General features: G+C 69.8%; 15 protein-coding genes and 2 riboswitches. Of the genes, 9 read left to right on the top strand and 6 right to left on the bottom strand.

Annotated features, from left to right (window positions below; all coding sequences use genetic code 11):
• Positions 1-34: 34 nt before the first annotated feature.
• Together AT699_RS20100 and AT699_RS20095 are read left to right on the top strand one after the other, a co-directional pair.
• Entirely contained in the window at positions 35-823 is a 789-nt protein-coding gene (locus AT699_RS20100; protein WP_024069624.1) for a PhzF family phenazine biosynthesis protein, read from the top strand.
• Between the two features lie 144 nt (positions 824-967).
• Complete coding sequence (locus tag AT699_RS20095) at positions 968-1,711, top strand: sulfite exporter TauE/SafE family protein (RefSeq protein WP_006384875.1); 744 nt, start codon at positions 968-970, stop codon at positions 1,709-1,711.
• A 51-nt stretch (positions 1,712-1,762) separates the two neighbouring features.
• Here AT699_RS20095 and AT699_RS20090 read toward each other — a convergent pair whose 3' ends face one another.
• Positions 1,763-2,992: a D-amino acid dehydrogenase gene (locus AT699_RS20090; RefSeq protein WP_024069623.1), complete on the bottom strand. Its 1,230-nt coding sequence runs from the start codon at positions 2,990-2,992 to the stop codon at positions 1,763-1,765.
• A gap of 44 nt (positions 2,993-3,036) precedes the next feature.
• Positions 3,037-3,123, bottom strand: a riboswitch (glycine riboswitch).
• A gap of 1 nt (position 3,124) precedes the next feature.
• A riboswitch (glycine riboswitch) is annotated at positions 3,125-3,217 on the bottom strand.
• Positions 3,218-3,354: 137 nt separating this feature from the next.
• Here AT699_RS20090 and blaELC point away from each other — a divergent pair.
• Positions 3,355-4,647 carry an ELC family class C beta-lactamase gene (gene blaELC, locus AT699_RS20085; protein WP_024069622.1) on the top strand — a complete coding sequence of 431 codons (1,293 nt, stop codon included), beginning with the start codon at positions 3,355-3,357 and terminating at the stop codon, positions 4,645-4,647.
• Between the two features lie 27 nt (positions 4,648-4,674).
• On the opposite strand, the gene AT699_RS20080 is transcribed toward blaELC, so the two are convergent.
• The 3 genes from AT699_RS20080 to AT699_RS20070 form a co-directional block, all read right to left on the bottom strand.
• Positions 4,675-5,688 (bottom strand): 3-hydroxybutyryl-CoA dehydrogenase, encoded by a 1,014-nt coding sequence (locus tag AT699_RS20080; protein WP_024069621.1) that lies wholly within the window; start codon positions 5,686-5,688, stop codon positions 4,675-4,677.
• Between the two features lie 2 nt (positions 5,689-5,690).
• Entirely contained in the window at positions 5,691-6,788 is a 1,098-nt protein-coding gene (locus tag AT699_RS20075; protein WP_024069620.1) for an NAD/NADP octopine/nopaline dehydrogenase family protein, read from the bottom strand.
• 190 nt (positions 6,789-6,978) lie between these two features.
• Positions 6,979-7,971, bottom strand: coding sequence for an AraC-like ligand-binding domain-containing protein (locus AT699_RS20070; protein WP_006384866.1), 993 nt, complete (start codon positions 7,969-7,971; stop codon positions 6,979-6,981).
• 162 nt (positions 7,972-8,133) lie between these two features.
• Here AT699_RS20070 and AT699_RS20065 point away from each other — a divergent pair, with 162 nt between their 5' ends.
• The 6 genes from AT699_RS20065 to AT699_RS20040 all read left to right on the top strand — a co-directional run bounded on the left by AT699_RS20065 (position 8,134) and on the right by AT699_RS20040 (position 14,260).
• Positions 8,134-9,537, top strand: a complete 1,404-nt coding sequence (locus AT699_RS20065) for a spinster family MFS transporter (protein WP_024069619.1) — start codon at positions 8,134-8,136, stop codon at positions 9,535-9,537.
• A gap of 169 nt (positions 9,538-9,706) precedes the next feature.
• Positions 9,707-10,132 (top strand): CopD family protein, encoded by a 426-nt coding sequence (locus AT699_RS20060; RefSeq protein ID WP_024069618.1) that lies wholly within the window; start codon positions 9,707-9,709, stop codon positions 10,130-10,132.
• Positions 10,133-10,333: 201 nt separating this feature from the next.
• Entirely contained in the window at positions 10,334-11,173 is an 840-nt protein-coding gene (locus tag AT699_RS20055; RefSeq protein ID WP_058207436.1) for a MetQ/NlpA family ABC transporter substrate-binding protein, read from the top strand.
• A 91-nt stretch (positions 11,174-11,264) separates the two neighbouring features.
• A complete protein-coding gene (locus AT699_RS20050) occupies positions 11,265-12,380 on the top strand; it encodes a methionine ABC transporter ATP-binding protein (protein ID WP_024069616.1) in 1,116 nt (371 codons plus the stop codon).
• The gene (locus tag AT699_RS20045) at positions 12,361-13,017 is read left to right on the top strand and encodes a methionine ABC transporter permease (protein WP_024069615.1); all 657 of its coding nucleotides are present in this window, start codon (positions 12,361-12,363) and stop codon (positions 13,015-13,017) included. Before AT699_RS20050 ends, AT699_RS20045 begins: the two co-directional genes overlap by 20 nt.
• A 46-nt stretch (positions 13,018-13,063) precedes the next feature.
• Positions 13,064-14,260 carry a trans-sulfuration enzyme family protein gene (locus AT699_RS20040; protein WP_024069614.1) on the top strand — a complete coding sequence of 399 codons (1,197 nt, stop codon included), beginning with the start codon at positions 13,064-13,066 and terminating at the stop codon, positions 14,258-14,260.
• 42 nt (positions 14,261-14,302) lie between these two features.
• On the opposite strand, the gene AT699_RS20035 is transcribed toward AT699_RS20040, so the two are convergent.
• Complete coding sequence (locus tag AT699_RS20035; protein ID WP_024069613.1) at positions 14,303-15,379, bottom strand: hypothetical protein; 1,077 nt, start codon at positions 15,377-15,379, stop codon at positions 14,303-14,305.
• Positions 15,380-15,415: 36 nt separating this feature from the next.
• Positions 15,416-15,859 (bottom strand): hypothetical protein, encoded by a 444-nt coding sequence (locus AT699_RS20030; RefSeq protein ID WP_006384859.1) that lies wholly within the window; start codon positions 15,857-15,859, stop codon positions 15,416-15,418.

Below are 15,859 nucleotides of genomic sequence, written 5' to 3'. Positions count from 1 at the left end.
CGTCCCGCCTTCACCGTTTTTTCCAGGATTCCTCATGCCGCAACTCGATCTCTACCAGGTGGACGCTTTTTCCGCCGCGCCCTTTGGCGGCAACCCCGCCGCGGTGGTGCCGCTGGAGGCATGGCTGCCGGACGCCACGCTGCAACGCATCGCCGAAGAGAACAACCTGTCCGAGACCGCCTACGTGGTGCGCCGCGGCGACATCCACGAGCTGCGCTGGTTCACGCCCGCGGTCGAGGTCGACCTGTGCGGCCATGCGACCCTGGCGACCGCCTGGGTGCTGTTCGAGCAATTGGGCGCCAGCGAAGAGGTGCTGCGCTTTGCCACCCGCAGCGGCGAACTGCGGGTGCGGCGCGCCGGCGACGGGCTGGCGATGGACTTTCCCGCCAGGCGCCCGGTGGCCGAAGCCATCCCCGACGGCCTGCTGCGGGCGCTCGGCCTGCCGGCGGCGCGCGCGCTGTACCGCACCGACGACTACCTGGTTGTGATCGACGACGAAAGCCTGATCGACGGCCTCGCGCCCGACTTCGCCGCGCTGGCGGCGTTCGACGTGCGCGGCGTGGCGGTGACGGCGCCGTCCACCCGCTACGACTTCGTGTCGCGCTGGTTCGGGCCGCGCGTCGGCGTCAACGAAGACCCTGTCACGGGGTCGGCGCACACCTCGCTGGCGCCTTATTGGGGCGAGCGGCTGGGCAAGACCCGGCTCACCGCCGAGCAGGGCGGGGCGCGCAAGGGCCAGCTGCGCTGCGAGCTGCGCGACAACGGCCGCGTCATCATCAGCGGCCAGGCCGCGTTGTACCTGCGCGGCACGATCTTCCTGTGAACCGCGCCGCCATCACCGAAAACCTATTGCCTCATCAACACTTCAAATAAGGCCGCCGCGACACGCGCCTAGAATCTGCCGTCACGAGAGCCGGACGGAACGATCCTTCCGCCGCCGGACACGACAACAAGGAGACGCAGGGCAATGGATGCGGTGTGGATAGTCGCCGTCGGGGCGGCCGTGGCGGGATTCGTGCAGGGCCTGTCGGGCTTTGCCTTCGGCATGGTGGCCATGTCGTTCTGGGCCTGGGTGCTGGATCCGCGGCTGGCGGCGGCGCTGGCCGTGTTCGGCGCGCTCACCGGCCAGCTGCTGGCGGTATTCTCGGTGCGGCGCGGCTTCAACTGGCCCTTGCTGTGGCCCTTCCTGCTCGGTGGCCTGGCGGGTATTCCGCTGGGCGTCCTGATCCTGCCGCACCTGGACATGGACTGGTTCAAGGCCGTGCTGGGCGCGCTGCTGGCGCTGTGGTGTCCGGTCATGCTGATGGCGCAGCGCCTGCCGCGCATCGGCGGCAATCGCTGGGGGGACGGCGCGGTCGGGCTGGTGGGCGGCGTGATGGGCGGCATCGGCGGCTTCGCCGGCAGCGTGCCGACTCTCTGGTGCACGCTGCGCGGTTTCGGCAAGGACACGCAGCGCGCCGTGATCCAGAATTTCAACCTGTCGATGCTGGCCGTGACCATGGCCACCTACCTGGCCACGGGCATCGTCACGCGCGACATGGCGCCCATGTTCGCCGTGGTGGCGCCGGCCATGCTGATCCCCACGCTGCTGGGCACGCGCCTGTACATCGGCATCTCCGAAGTCGCGTTCCGCCGCCTGGTGCTGGGGCTGCTGACCTGCTCGGGACTGACACTGCTGGCCTCCTCGGTGCCGCGGCTGCTGGGGTATTGAGGGCCGATCCGCGTCCGGCCCGCTCCCGGCCTGTGCTCTGCCGCAATGGCTTTACGACAGTCCCACCCCCTCCCGCACGCTCGCCGCCAGCATCTGCGCCGTGGCCGCCGACAGCGTCCAGCCCAGGTGCCCATGGCCGGTGTTGTAGAACACGCCGGGCCGCTTGCCGGGGCCGACGCGCGGCATCATGTCGGGCATCATCGGCCGCAACCCGCACCAGGGCACCACGCGCGCCGTGCGCACGCCGGGAAAGTGGCGGCGGGTCCAGTCCACCAGCGGCTGGATGCGCTCGGCGCGGATGTCCAGGTTGAAGCCGTTGAACTCGGCCGTGCCGGCCACGCGGAAACGGTCGCACAGGCGGCTGGTGACGATCTTGGCGGCCTCGTCCAGCAGGCTCACGCTGGGCGCGGCGGCCTGGCTGGCGGCGTCGTCCAGGTGCACGCTGATCGAATAGCCCTTGACCGGATAGATGTTCAGCCTGTCGCCCAATTGCCGCGCGAACTGGCGGCTGGCGGCGCCGGCGCAGACCACGATGGCGTCGGTTTCGTGCTGTTCGCGCCGCGTGCCGTCCTCGCGCGCCAGGTCCAGCACATAGGGCAGGCCGTCGCGGCTGATGGCGCGGATGTCGGCATCCTGTTCGAAGCGCACGCCGCGGCGCGCGCAGGCCCGCGCCAGGCCGCTGGTGAACTTGTGGATGTCGCCGGTGGCATCGGACGGCGTATAGAAGCCGCCGTGGCAGGGCGTTTGCAGCGTCGGCTCGATGCCGCGGATTTCCTCCGGCGTGACCGCGTGCCGCTCCAGCCCGCCTTCGCGCAGCAGCGCGTTGGCGCGGCGCGCGGTCTCGAAGCTGGCGGCATCGTGGTAGATGTGCAGGATGCCGCGGCGCTCCAGGTCGAAATCGATGCCTTCCTCCTCGGCCATGGCGTACAGGTGCTGGCGCGCCTCGATCGCCATGCGGGTGGTGGCGATGGTGTTCTGGCGATAGTTGCGGATCTGCCCCATGAACTGGGCCAGCCATGAATACTTGTGCCAGCTCGGACGCGGATTGAGCAGCAGCGGCGCGTCGTGGCGGCCGAGCCAGCGCAGGCCTTTCAGGATGGTGGCGGCGCTGTTCCAGACTTCGGCATTGCTGGCGGACAACTGGCCGCCGTTGGCGTAGGACGTCTCCATGGCGGGATAGCGCTGACGGTCGTAGACGGTGACGTCGTAGCCCAGTTTGCTCAAGGCGTAGGCGGACGTGACGCCGGTGATACCGGCGCCGATGATGGCGATGCGGGGCATGATGGCTCCAGATGGCGTGGCCACGATCCGATGATCGCGGCACCCCATCTGTCTCTGTACCTGAGAGCTTCATCCGGGCGCGATGGCGCGGGCTCCCCTTCGGTGGGCGCCAGGCGCCTCTCTCCAGATTGTCTAGACCGCGCAGTCCTGTTGCCTGAGAGTTTCCGGGGCGGTTGCTCCGTCGGCGCCCGCCACGGGGGGACGGGACTCTTCTGCGGGGTTTTGAATCGACGCAGTGAGAATAGCCAAAATCTGCCGCGAGCGGGACTCAGGGTTAATACCAGGAAGGAGGCGGATAGGCTCTACACTGGGCGCCAACCCGCGCGGCACGCGCCGGTCAGAAAACGAAAGGACGATCCCGCATGCGCGCTCCGGCAATGTTCCGTATTTCCCTGTTATCCACGACGTTGGCGCTGGCCCTGGCCGGCACCGCCTCGGCCAGCCCGGCCGTTGCGCAAGCGCCCGCCGCCAAGGCAGCCACGGCATCGGCCTCCGCATCCACGCCCGCATCTTCGCCGACATCCACGCCGGCATCCCCCGCCCAGGCGTCCGCGACACCGGCATCCACGCCCGCCAAGGCCGATCGCGCCACCGCCGCCGTCGACGCCGCGGTGGCCGAGGTCATGCGCCAATACGGCATCGACGGCATGGCCATCGGCGTCAGCCACAATGGCGAGCAGCGCTTCTTCAACTATGGCGACGCCTCGCGCCAGCCGCGCCGCGCCGTTTCCAGCGACACCCTGTTCGAACTGGGTTCGATCAGCAAGACCTTCACCGTCACGCTGGCCGCCTACGCGCAGGCCACGGGCCGCCTGTCGCTGGCCGACAGTCCGGCCAAGTGGGTGCCCGAGCTGCAAGGCAGCGAATTCGCCAAGCTGACGCTGGTGAACCTGGCCACGCACACCGCCGGCGGCTTTCCCTTGCAGGTGCCGGACGCGGTCCAGAACACGGCGCAACTGATGGACTACCTCAAGGCCTGGACCCCGCAGTATGCGCCCGGCACGAAGCGCACCTATGCCAACCCCAGCATCGGCATGCTGGGCGTGGTGGCGGCACGCGCGCTGGGCGAGTCCTACGTGGCGGCGATGGAGCAGCAGCTGTTTCCCAAGCTGGGCCTGCGCGACACCTGGCTGGAGGTGCCGCCGCGCAAGATGCCCGACTACGCCCAGGGCTACGACAAGCAGGACGCGCCGGTGCGCGTGAACCCGGGCGTGCTGGCCGACGAGGCCTACGGCGTGAAGTCCAGCGCCCGCGACATGCTGCGTTTCATCGAGATCAATCTGGGCGCCGTGCCAGTTGACGCCACGCTGCAGCGTGCCATCGCCGAGACCCACACCGGCTATTACCAGTTGGGCGCGATGACGCAGGACCTGATCTGGGAACAGTATCGCTACCCGGTGTCGGTGGACGACCTGGTGCGCGGCAACTCCGCCCAGGTCGCGTTCGAGACCCTGCCGGTCAAGGCCCTGCAACCACCGCTGGCGCCGCAGCAGTCGGTGTGGGTCAACAAGACCGGCGCCACCAATGGCTTTGGCGCCTACGTGGCATTCGTGCCGTCGCGCAAGCTCGGCATCGTGATCCTGGCCAACCGCAACTATCCCAACGAGGCGCGGGTGCGGTTGGCGTTGCGGGTGCTCGAGGCGCTGGCGCCGTGAATGCCGCCGCCCGGCGCGCGGCGGCCTTCAGGATCGGGCCGCAGGGGGCGCCTGGCCGGCCGCCCTGGCGCCATCGAACCTCGGCAGCAACCCCATGATCTCCAGCCGCGCGCACAACTCGCCCAGCCGCCGCAGCTTGTACGCTTCGACATCCATGCCGCCATAGTCGTAGAAGCCTTGCCCTTCGCGCAGGCCGTTGCGCCCCTGTTCCATGTTGCGTTCGATGATGGCCGGGGCCGCGAAGCGCGCATCGAGCGCGCCGGACAGGTAGCGCGAGGCGTAGTAGAGGATGTCGCCGCCGCCCCAGTCGATGAACTCCAGCAGGCCCAGCACCGAGAAGCGCAGGCCGAAGCCCAGCCGCACGGCGGTGTCGATGTCCTCGGCGCTGGCCACGCCTTCCTCGACCATGCGGGCCGCCTCGTTCATGGCCAGCGCCTGGATGCGCGGCACGATGTAGCCGGCGGCGGGCGCGCACCGCACCGGCGTCTTGCCGGCCAGGCGCAGCACCGCCAGCAGGTCCTGCAACGCCGCGTCGCTGGTCCGCGGGCCGGGGCTCACCTCCACCAGCGGGATCAGGTAGGCGGGATTGAGCCAGTGCGCGTTCAGGAAGCGGCCGGGCGCGCGCACCATGTCGGCCAGTTCGGTGACCAGGAAGGTCGAGGTGGTGGAGGCGATGACGCTGTCCGGCGCGCAGGCCTCGCCGAGCCAGTCGAAGGTGTCGCGCTTGATGTCCAGTTGCTCGGGCACCGCCTCGAACACCACGCGGGCGCGGGCCAGGTCGGCCAGGGCGTCCTCGCGCGCCACCAGGCGCACGCGGCCCAGCGCGGTGTCGGCCTGGGCCTCGTCCAGCAGGCCCAACCGCACGAGCGTGCCCAGTTCGCGCCGCAGGCCGCCCAGCACGCGGGCGAAGGTTTCGGCGCGCTCGCCGCGCGCGCGCGGCTTGATGTCGATCAGCGTAACGTCCAGTCCGGCATGGATGTATGACAGGGCGATGCCCATGCCCATGCGGCCGGCGCCGACCACGCACAAGGTCCGTTCCATGGTCAGCATCCTTGCGCGAGCAGCGCGGCCATGTCGGCGCGCGACAGGGCGTCCAGCCCCAGCGCCTCCAGCGTGCGGCCCTCGGCGTACAGGTCGCGGCCGGTCACGGCCGAGGCCACGCTCAACAGGCCCTGCGCCACCGGCGTGGGCACGCCGGCCCAGCGGCCGGTCGACACCAGGAACGACAGGCCCAGGCGCGTGTCTTCCAGCATGTAGCGGTGCGTGCCCAGGTCGATGGTTTCGCGCCAGTCGCCGCTGTCGGTCAGCTTGCCGTGGGCGCCGCGGCCATACATCCATTCGTCGCCCTCGCTGGCATAGTGATCGGCCAGCGGGAAATGCGGCGCGGCGTAGCCCAGCGCGGCGCGGATGGCGATGCGTTCGGCGTCCAGCGCGTCGGTCACGCGGCGGATCGACGGCTGCGTGCCCTCGTTGTGGATGTCCCAGCGTTCGAAGTGTTCGAGCGGACCTGCGTTCATCAGGATCAGCGGCGGGTGGATCACCGGGCCGGCGTTCATCAGCGCCCCGGACAGCGCGTCCTCGATCGGCTCGACGCTCGGATAGGCCTGCGCCAGCGTTGCCAGCGCGGAGCCGGCCAGGCGACTCGGGAACACGCCGGTGGGCAGGCGCGTGGCGTAGGCGCTGATGACGACGCGGTCGCCGTGCTTGCGCGCCAGATAGGGCAGGGTGCCGGTCTCGGCAAAGGCGACCTCGGCCGGATTGCCGGCCTGGCGCAGGGCGCGGGCAAACAGATAGCTGCCGAAGGTGCCGGGCGGCAGGAACACCACCTGGCCGTCGCGCAGGTGCGGCGCCAGCTCGGGCGCCAGCGCCGCATGCGAGGTGGACGGCAGCGGAATCACCAGCAGTTGCGCGCCCGCGGCGGCGGCGGCCAGGTCGGCCGTCAGCTCGATCTGGCCGGGCGCCTCGCCCAGGGCGATACGGCGGGTGCCGCGATAGTCGGTGACTTCCAGGGCGCCGGCGCGGCGCAGGCTGTCGAACGCCGCCGCGTCGCGGCGCCACAGGCGCACCCGATGTCCTTTTTCCGCCAGGTCGGCGGCCGCCGCGTAGCAGCCGTGGCCGCCTCCAATAACGCCGATGCGCATGATCGAGCTCCTTCGTGAGAGCTTCGATCCTAGCGATGGCCGGCACGGCGGACTGCGCCGCAGGCGCAAGCGGAATACGGAATCGGCAAGGGAATGCGCGGCGGGGCGCGGCCCGCTGCGTCGGCAGGCGCGACCCGCCACCGCAATGGGCCTGGCGCCCCGCGCTTGAACAGACCTCGCGCGCCGCCCTTCAACAGGCGCGGGCGCGGCCCTGCCGGAGCGTGTCGGACGGCAGGCAGCCGTAGCGCTTGCGGTAGTGCGTGGCGAAATGGCCGAAGCTGGTCACGCCGCAGCGCAGCAGGATGTCGGTGACGCTGTCGCCATCGCCGGCGTTGCCCAGCGCCGCGTGCGCCAGCGCCAGGCGGCGGTTGCGCAGGTAGTCGCTGGGGCTCTGCTGCAGGAACTGGGTGAAGCCGTTCTGCAAGGTGCGGATCGAGACGCCGCAATGCGCGGCCAGGTCGGGCAGGGCGATGGGCGCGTCGATGTGGTCTTCGATGTAGTCGCGCGCGCGCCGCACGTGCAGCGGCAGCGGCTGGCGGCGATCGGCGCGCAGCGCCTCGGAATAGTTGTGCGGCAGCTGCATCAGCAGCAGCGAGACCAGGTAGTCGGAAAAGCCCGCCGCCAATGTCTGCGTCACGCCTTCGATGGCGGGGTGCTGGTACAGCCTGCACAGGTAGTCCAGCGTTTCCTGCACCGCAGCCAGGCCGGCCGAACCGGGCGCCGCCTCCAGGTCGAACACCAGCGCCTGGCGCAGCGGACGGTCCAGCAACTGTTGCAGCTGGCGTTCCAACGCCTGCCGTTCGACCCGCAGGATCAGGCTGCGGCAATCCGGGCCGATGCGCAGCACGCTGCGCTCGGAGGGCGACGAAATGGTCAGGCCGCCTTCGCGCAGGGCCGCGCTGCGCTTGCCCAGCGTGACCTGTCCGGCGCCTTGCAGCGTGACGCGCACCAGGTAGTAGCGGGCGATGTCGCCGGCGTCGATCTCGACCTCGGCGCCATAGTGCAGGTCGAACAGCGCGGCGCTGCCGAAGAACACGCCATACAGGCGCGATTGCAGGGGATCGCCGCGCGCCACGCACATGCGGTGCGACCACAGGTGCTGGCTGACCTGGTCGGTGATCTCGGAAAGATTGCCCGAATCCAGCAGGCAATGGCGTTGCAGCGGGTAGGTATCGTGGAACATGCTTTCCTGCGCCCCGGGAATAGCCGTTGCGCGCCCGGTATAGAGCCGGCCGGCGCAAAGGCCTACAACAGATGCAGCCATCGGAATGGCGAACCAGACAGCGGGACGCCGCCACCGCCTCGATGCGGCCGGCGCGATCCCATTGCGATACAAGGGAAGAACATGACGGGCGATACCGGAACCGACGCGGCGCAGAAACGCTATGCCTATGAATGGTATGTCGTCCTGATCTGCATGCTAGCGTACATATTTTCGTTCGTCGACAGGCAGATCCTGGCCCTGATGATCGAACCCATCAAGCGCGACCTGCAGCTCTCGGACACCCAGTTCAGCCTGCTGCACGGGCTGGCCTTCTCGCTGTTCTACGCCTTCATGGGCATCCCCATCGCGCTGCTGGCCGACCGCTATTCGCGGCCCCGCATCATCGCCATCGGCGTGGCCTTCTGGAGCCTGGCGACCGCCGCCTGCGGCCTGTCGAAGAACTTCGGCCAGATGTTCCTGGCGCGCATCGGCGTGGGAGTGGGCGAGGCGGCGCTGTCGCCGGCCACGTATTCGATGCTCAGCGACATGTTCCCGCGCCACAAGCTCGGGCGCGCCGTGGGCATCTATTCGATCGGCTCGTTCATCGGCGGCGGCCTGGCTTTCCTGATCGGCGGCTATGTCATCGACCTGCTCAAGAGCGTGGATAGCGTGCGCCTGCCCGGCGTGGGCGAACTGCGGCCGTGGCAGGTGACGTTCTTCATCGTCGGCCTGCCCGGCGTGCTGGTGGCGCTGCTGATCCTGCTGACCGTGCGCGATCCGCAACGCAAGGGCCTGCGCCACGACGCCGACGGGCGGGCGCAGAAGCCCACCGCGGGCGCATTGTTCCGCTTCCTGGGTCGCCATCGCGGCACCTTCTGCTGCCATTACCTGGGGTTCTCGTTCTACGCCATGATCCTGTTCTGCCTGCTGGGCTGGACGCCGGCCTTCTACATGCGCAAGTTCGGCCTGTCGCCGGTGGAGGCGGGCTACATGCTGGGCACCGTGGTGCTGGTGGCCAACACCGCCGGCGTGTTCTGCGGCGGCTGGCTGATGGACTGGCTGGCGCGGCGCGGCTACAGCGACGCGCCCCTGCGCGCCGGCGTCATCGGCGCGATCGGCATGGCGCTGCCGGCCGTGGCCTTCACCCAGGCGAACGGGTTGTGGCTGTCGGTGGGCCTGCTGCTGCCGGCGATGTTCTTCGCCTCGTTCCCCATGCCGACGTCCACGGCGGCCATGCAGATCCTGCCGCCGAACCAGCTGCGCGCCCAGGTGTCGGCGCTGTTCCTGCTGATCTCCAACCTGGTCGGGTTGGGGCTGGGCACCACGGCGGTGGCGCTGCTGACCGACCGCCTGTTCCGCGACCCGGCGGCGGTGGGGCATTCCATGTCGCTGCTGATCGGCGTGGCCACGCTGCTGTGCATCGGCCTGCTGGCGGCAGGCTGCGGCAAGTACCGGCGCAGCCTGGCGCGGGAAGAAGGCGAGCGCGCCGCACCCGCCGCGCAGGTTGCGGCGCCGGCGCGCGCGCCAGCCGGGCAGACGCCGTGACGCGCGCGATGCCGCAAGCCCGGTGAGGCGGCATACGGCTGCCGCGCCCGCGCCGGGGCGCGGCGGTCAGGCCGGGCCATCCCGGACCGGCGTCCGCCTTTGTCCTGGCGCAAACCTCCAGGCCCCGTCCAGCCCCCCGCGATTCGCCACTGCGGCGATAATCGCGCGCATGACCTACCAATTACTCAAAATGCTGCATGTCGCCGCCGTGGTCGCATGGCTGGGCGGCTCCCTGTTCGTGTCGCTGTTCCTGCTGTCGTCGCAGCCGCCCGACAGCGACGAGGCGCCCAAGGAACGCAAGATGCTGGGAGCCCTGCGCCGCTGGACGCTGTTCGTCACCACGCCGGCGATGGTGCTGGCCTGGCTGGTCGGCCTGCACCTGGCCGTGACCTTCGGCTGGTTCGCCATGACCTGGATCTGGATCAAGATCGCGCTGGCGCTGGTCCTGTCGGGCCTGCTGGGTGTACAGAGCGCGGCCTTGCGCGGCCAGGCCCAGGGCGGCGCGAAGCGCGCGCCGCTGGTCGACCTGTACGCGCCGCTCACGGTGGTCGCCGCGGCGGTCATCGTGACGCTGGTGGTGGTCAAGCCGTTCTGAGGCCCGGCCTGCGGCGTGGCCACGCGGCGCCGGCATGCCGGGCCGGCGCGCGCCGTCGGCGCGGGGCGCGGCCGCTTATGCGCCGGCGCCATATCCAAACACCCCCGTAATAACGACTCAACGAAGTATTCGTTCGTGGCCGCGGGGGCCATCCCTAGAATCGTCTCCTCATAACCGTATCGACTGAGAGGCGATTTCCATATGACTCCCCGTACTTACAGCGCCCGCGCGGGCACGTTGGCCAAGGCCCTGCTGGGCGCCGTGCTGGCCGCCGCCGCCATGTTCCACGGGCCGGCGTTCTCCGCCGATCCCAAGCCGCTCAAGGTCGGCGTGCGCGGCGGCGTCGACGAACAGATCTGGGAAGTGGTGGCGCAAGTCGCCAAGAAGAACGGCCTGGCGGTCGAGCCGGTGGTCATCACCGGCACCGCCAGCCCCAACGAGGCGCTCAACAACGGCGACCTGGACGCCAATGCGTTCCAGCACATCCCGTTCCTGAACGACCAGATCAGGCAGCGCGGCTACAAGCTGGTGTCGGTCGCCAATACGCTGATCTCGCCCATCGCCTTCTATTCGAAGAAATACAAGTCGCTGCAGGCCCTGCCCGAGGGCGCCAAGGTCGGCATTCCCAACGATCCCAGCAACCAGACCCGCGCGCTGGTGATCCTGCGCGACCAGGGCCTGATCACGCTCAAGGACGGCTTCGATCCGGCCACCGGCACCGCCACGCTGGCCGACGTGACCTCCAACCCGCGCAAGCTCGACTTCGTCGAAAGCGCCTCGGTGGTGCTGGCGCGTTCACTGCCCGACGTCGACACCGCGGCCATCGTCAACAGCTTCGCCTACCAGGCCGGGCTGATCGCCACCCGCGACGGCATCGTGGTCGAGAAGAAAGAGAACAACCCCTACGTCAACATCATCGCCGTGCGCGAGAAAGACAGGAACGCGCCCTGGGTGCCCGAGCTGGTCAAGGCCTACCACTCCGAGGAAGTGCGCCAGTTCATCCTGAGCAAATACGAAGGCTCGGTGATCCCGGTCTTCTGAGCCGGAAGGCGCGGCGGCGCCAGCCGGCGCCGCCGCCATCCTCGTTCGCGGGGCGGCACGCGCCGCCGCGCGGGCGGCTCGGGAACACAGCATGATGCAACACGACATTCCCCTGGCGGATCCGGCCCTGCGGCCCGCCGCCGACGCGGCGCGCGACGCCCACATCGTTTTCGACGGACTGCAGAAACGCTACCAGGGCCCGCAGGGCACGGTAACGGCGCTGTCCGATATCTCCTTTGCCATCGGGCGCGGCGAGGTGTTCGGCATCATCGGCCGCAGCGGCGCCGGCAAGTCGACCCTGCTGCGCTCGATCAACATGCTGGAGCGGCCCAGCGCCGGCCAGGTGCGGGTCGACGGCGTCGACGTCGGCGGCCTGGACGAGGACGCGCTGGTCGGCCTGCGGCGCCGCATCGGCATGATCTTCCAGCACTTCAACCTGCTGTCGGCCAAGACGGTGGCGCAGAACGTGGCCCTGCCGCTGCGCGTCGCGGGCGTCAGGCCGGCCGAGGCGCGCGCCAAGGTCGACGCGCTGCTGGACCTGGTCGGATTGCGCGACAAGGCCGACACCTATCCGTCCAAGCTGTCCGGCGGCCAGAAGCAGCGCGTGGGCATCGCCCGCGCCCTGGTGCACGACCCCGAAATCCTGCTGTGCGACGAAGCCACCTCGGCGCTCGACCCCGAAACCACCCAGTCGATCCTGGCGCTGCTGCGCGACATCAACCGCAAGCTGGGCCTGACGGTGGTGCTGATCACGCACGACATGGCGGTGATCCGCGAGGTCTGCCACAAGGTGCTGGTGCTGGACGGCGGCCGCAAGGTCGAGCACGGCGAGGTCTGGCGCGTGTTCGGCAATCCGCAGGCCGACGCCACCCGCGCGCTGTTGCGGCCCTTGCAGCATGACCTGCCGGCCGACCTGGCGGCGCGGCTGGCGCCGGACCTGGCGGGCCTGTCGGGCAGGGCCGGCGTGGCGGTGCTGCGCCTGCGCTTCACCGGCCAGGGCCGCCCCGACGGCGTGTCGCTGCAGGCGCTGGCGGCGCTGGGCCCGGGCGCGACGTTGCTGCACGGCGGGCTGGACCGCCTGCGCGGCCACGCCCAGGGCAGCCTGCTGGTGTCGGTGCCGGCCGCCGTTCTACAGGAAGAGGCCGCGCGCGCCGCGCTGGTGGCCGATCAGATCGAGGTTCTGGGCTATGTCGCTGCCGATGCTTGATAAATACCTGCAGGCCTTCCTGCAGACGCTGACCATGGTGGGCGTGTCCGCGCTCATCGCGATCGCCGCGGGCCTGACGCTGGCGGTGATGCTGACCGTCACCGCGCCGGGCAACCTGTATCCGCGGCCGCGCCTGAACAAGGCGCTGTCGATCACCGTGAACACGTTCCGCGCCATCCCCTTCATCATCCTGCTGGTGGCGATGCTGCCGTTCACGCGCATGCTGGTCGGCACCACGCTCGGCACCTGGGCCGCGATCGTGCCGCTGTCTGCCAACCTGGTGCCGTTCTTCGCGCGCATCGCCCAGGTCAGCCTGAACGACGTCGACCATGGCCTGGTGGAAGCCGCGCGCGCCATGGGCTGCCGCCGCTGGCACATCGTGCGCCACGTGCTGCTGCCCGAGGCGCTGCCCGGCATCATCGGCGGCATGACCGTCAGCGTCATCGCCATGATCAACGCCTCGGCCATGGCCGGCGCGGTGGGCGCCGGCGGCCTGGGCGACCTGGCGATCCGCTACGGCTACGAACGCTATGAAACCCGCGTGATGTTCGAAGTGATCGTGATCCTGATCGCGCTGGTCTCGATCGTGCAATTCACCGGCGAATGGCTGTCGCGCCGCGCCGATCACAAGCGTTGACGGCGCCGCGCCGTCCGCTTTCCTGAACCGATTTCCGGAGACTCCCATGTCCGACACGCAACACCACGGCTTCGCCACCCGCGCCATCCACCTGGGCTATGACCCGCTGGACGAACAGGGGGCGCTGTCGCCGCCCCTTTACCTGACGTCCACCTACACCCAGGACAGCATCGAGGCCTTCGACCGCATCCGCCTGGGCGAACAATCGGGCTACGTCTACGGCCGCACCCGCAACCCGACCCAGGCCTTGCTGGAAGAGCGGCTGGCCTCGCTCGAAGGGGCCGAGGCCGGCGTGGTCACGGCCTCCGGCATGGCGGCGATCTCGGCCACGCTGCTGTCGCTGCTGCAAAGCGGCGACGAGATCGTGGTCGACCAGATCGTCTACGGCACTGCCTTCACGCTGTTCGCGCAGGGGTTGCCGCGCCTGGGCATCAACGCCGTGTTCGCCGACTTCACGCGCCCGGAAACGGTGGCCGCCGCCATCGGCCCCAAGACCCGCGCGGTCTATTTCGAGACGCCGGCCAACCCCAACCTGCGGCTGGTCGACATTGCCGCCATCTCGGCCATCGCGCGCGGCAAGGGCCTCTTGACCATCGTCGACAACACCTTCGCCACGCCGGTGCTGCAACGGCCGCTGCAGCACGGCGCCGACATCGTGCTGCACTCGGCCACCAAGTACCTGGGCGGCCACGGCGACCTGCTCGCCGGCGCGGTGGTCGGCCGCAAGCAGCACATCGACGCGATCCGCTTGCAAGGCCTGCGCTACTTCACCGGCGCGACGCTGTCGCCGTTCACCGCCTTCCTGGTGTTGCGCGGCCTGAAGACGCTGGAATTGCGGGTCGAGCGCCACAGCGAATCGGCATTGAAGGTGGCGAAGTTCCTGCGCGAGCACGCGGCGGTAGCCGACGTGTTCTATCCGGGCCTGGCGGGCACGGCCGGCGCCGAGATCGCGCAGCGCCAGCAGGCGGCCGGCGGCGGCCTGGTGGCGTTCGAACTGAAGGGCGGGCTGGCCGCCGGCCGGCGCCTGCTCGACAGCCTGAAGCTGGCGCGCATCGCCGTCAGCCTGGGCGACCCGGAAACCCTGATCCAGCATCCGGCCACCATGACGCACGCCAGCTACACCGCCGAGGGCCGTGAGAAATACGGCTTGTCGGAGGGGCTGCTGCGATTGTCCGTGGGCCTGGAAACCGCCGCGGACATCCTGGCCGACCTCAAGCAGGGACTGGACCGCGCGGCGCGGTGACGGCGAGCCGCCCGGCGCCACGCAGGTTCGAGCGCCGGCCCCTCAGCGCAGCACCGAGGTCAGGCTGTCGAACTGCTGCGCCTCCAGCCGCGCGCGTTCCTCGGTCAACTGGCGCACGGCCAGCTGGTGCGCGCGGAAGCGGTTCAACAGGCTGTCGCGGTCGAACACGATCTCGTTGTGTTCCACGCGCCAGGAACGGCGGTTGTCGTCGAGCAGATTGATCATCTTCTCGAACTCGGCCAGCGTCTGGCGCTCCAGGTCCCAGTTGCGGGCCAGCATTGCGCGTTGCTGCGGGCGCGCCTTGATCGCGCCCTCGACCATCTGGTTCTTCTGCTGCTCGCTCAGGTCGAGCGAACGGATGGTGGCGGGCACGTCCCCCAGCAACCGCTGATTCTGCTGGCTGTATTTCTGCACCACGCGCTGCGATTGCTCCAGGATCAGCCGGCTCTCCACCAGCCCTCGGTCGCGCGCCAGTCGGTTGGGAATGAACAGGTCGGACAGCCGCACTTCGTCCAGTTCCCGCATGTAGGCGCGGTACTGCGCCACCCGTTGTCCCAGCATGATCTTGACGCCGCGTTCGATCTCGCCATACACGCCGCGCGCCTTGGGTGTGGCGTCGATGTCCGGCACGTCGCCGGGCGGATGGTCGGGGGCGTTGATCGCCGCGCGCATCCACTCGCCGGTGCGGCGGATCTCGGCCAGGGCAGTGGTTTTTTGCGCCTCGCGATAGGCCGAGAGGCTGGCCAGCGCGGCGACCGCCACCGCCAGCACCACGCCGATGGCGAATGCGGCGCGCATGCGGTGCAACGGGGTGCGAAAGCGCTTGAACAACGACAGCACGCCGATCGCGATGGCAGCGGGCAGCAGCAGCAGGAGCGCGCAGCCCAACGCGCTGCCGACGCGGTAGCCCAGCGATTCGGCCGCGCTGGCCGCGCCGGGCGTGTCGTCGCGCTTGATGGCCAGCAGCGCCAGCCACAAGCCGATGTACAGGACCCAGGTCCAGGCGCGCAGCGCCGCGCTGGGCAAGGGCCGCGCGGCAGTGGCCGGCGGCGGGGGCAGCGGCGTGTCGGCGCCTTGCAGGGTGGGTTCTCTACGCGTGTCCACGGCGGCGCCGGTCATGAAATATTCTGCATCAGATGTTACCGTGCAGCCCGGTCAGGCGCAACGCGGCTCGCGCCGCCAGCCCACCCATTCGCCCTCGCCGGCAAAGTGCCGCGGTCCGCGGGCGGCCTGCGCCAGGCCCTCGCGTAGCGGCCGCAAGTCCAGCCCCGGCAGATGGCGCAGCAGGGCGGGCGGCAGCGCGTCGGCGTCGAGATGCTCCTGGCCGAACTCCACCGCCATCGGCGTGCCGTCTTCGATGACGCGCAGGTACCACAGGCCTTCCATGTAGTCGCCGTACCAGGGATCGGGGAACAGCGCCGGCGTGAAACGAAAGCCGAACTCGCACACGGCCTCCCAGGGCCAGGACTGCCGCCGGCCCGTGCCGTCGGGCACGCCCAGCGCGCGCGTGAAGCCCGCGTCATCGAAGCGGATGGTCTCGGCGTAGGGATCCGGGGCGGCGGGCGGGCGAACGAAAAGCCGTTTGAGGCGTGACCACAT

Source organism: Achromobacter xylosoxidans (assembly GCF_001457475.1).
GTDB lineage: Bacteria > Pseudomonadota > Gammaproteobacteria > Burkholderiales > Burkholderiaceae_B > Achromobacter > Achromobacter xylosoxidans.
This window is presented reverse-complemented; position numbering and strand designations above follow the sequence as displayed.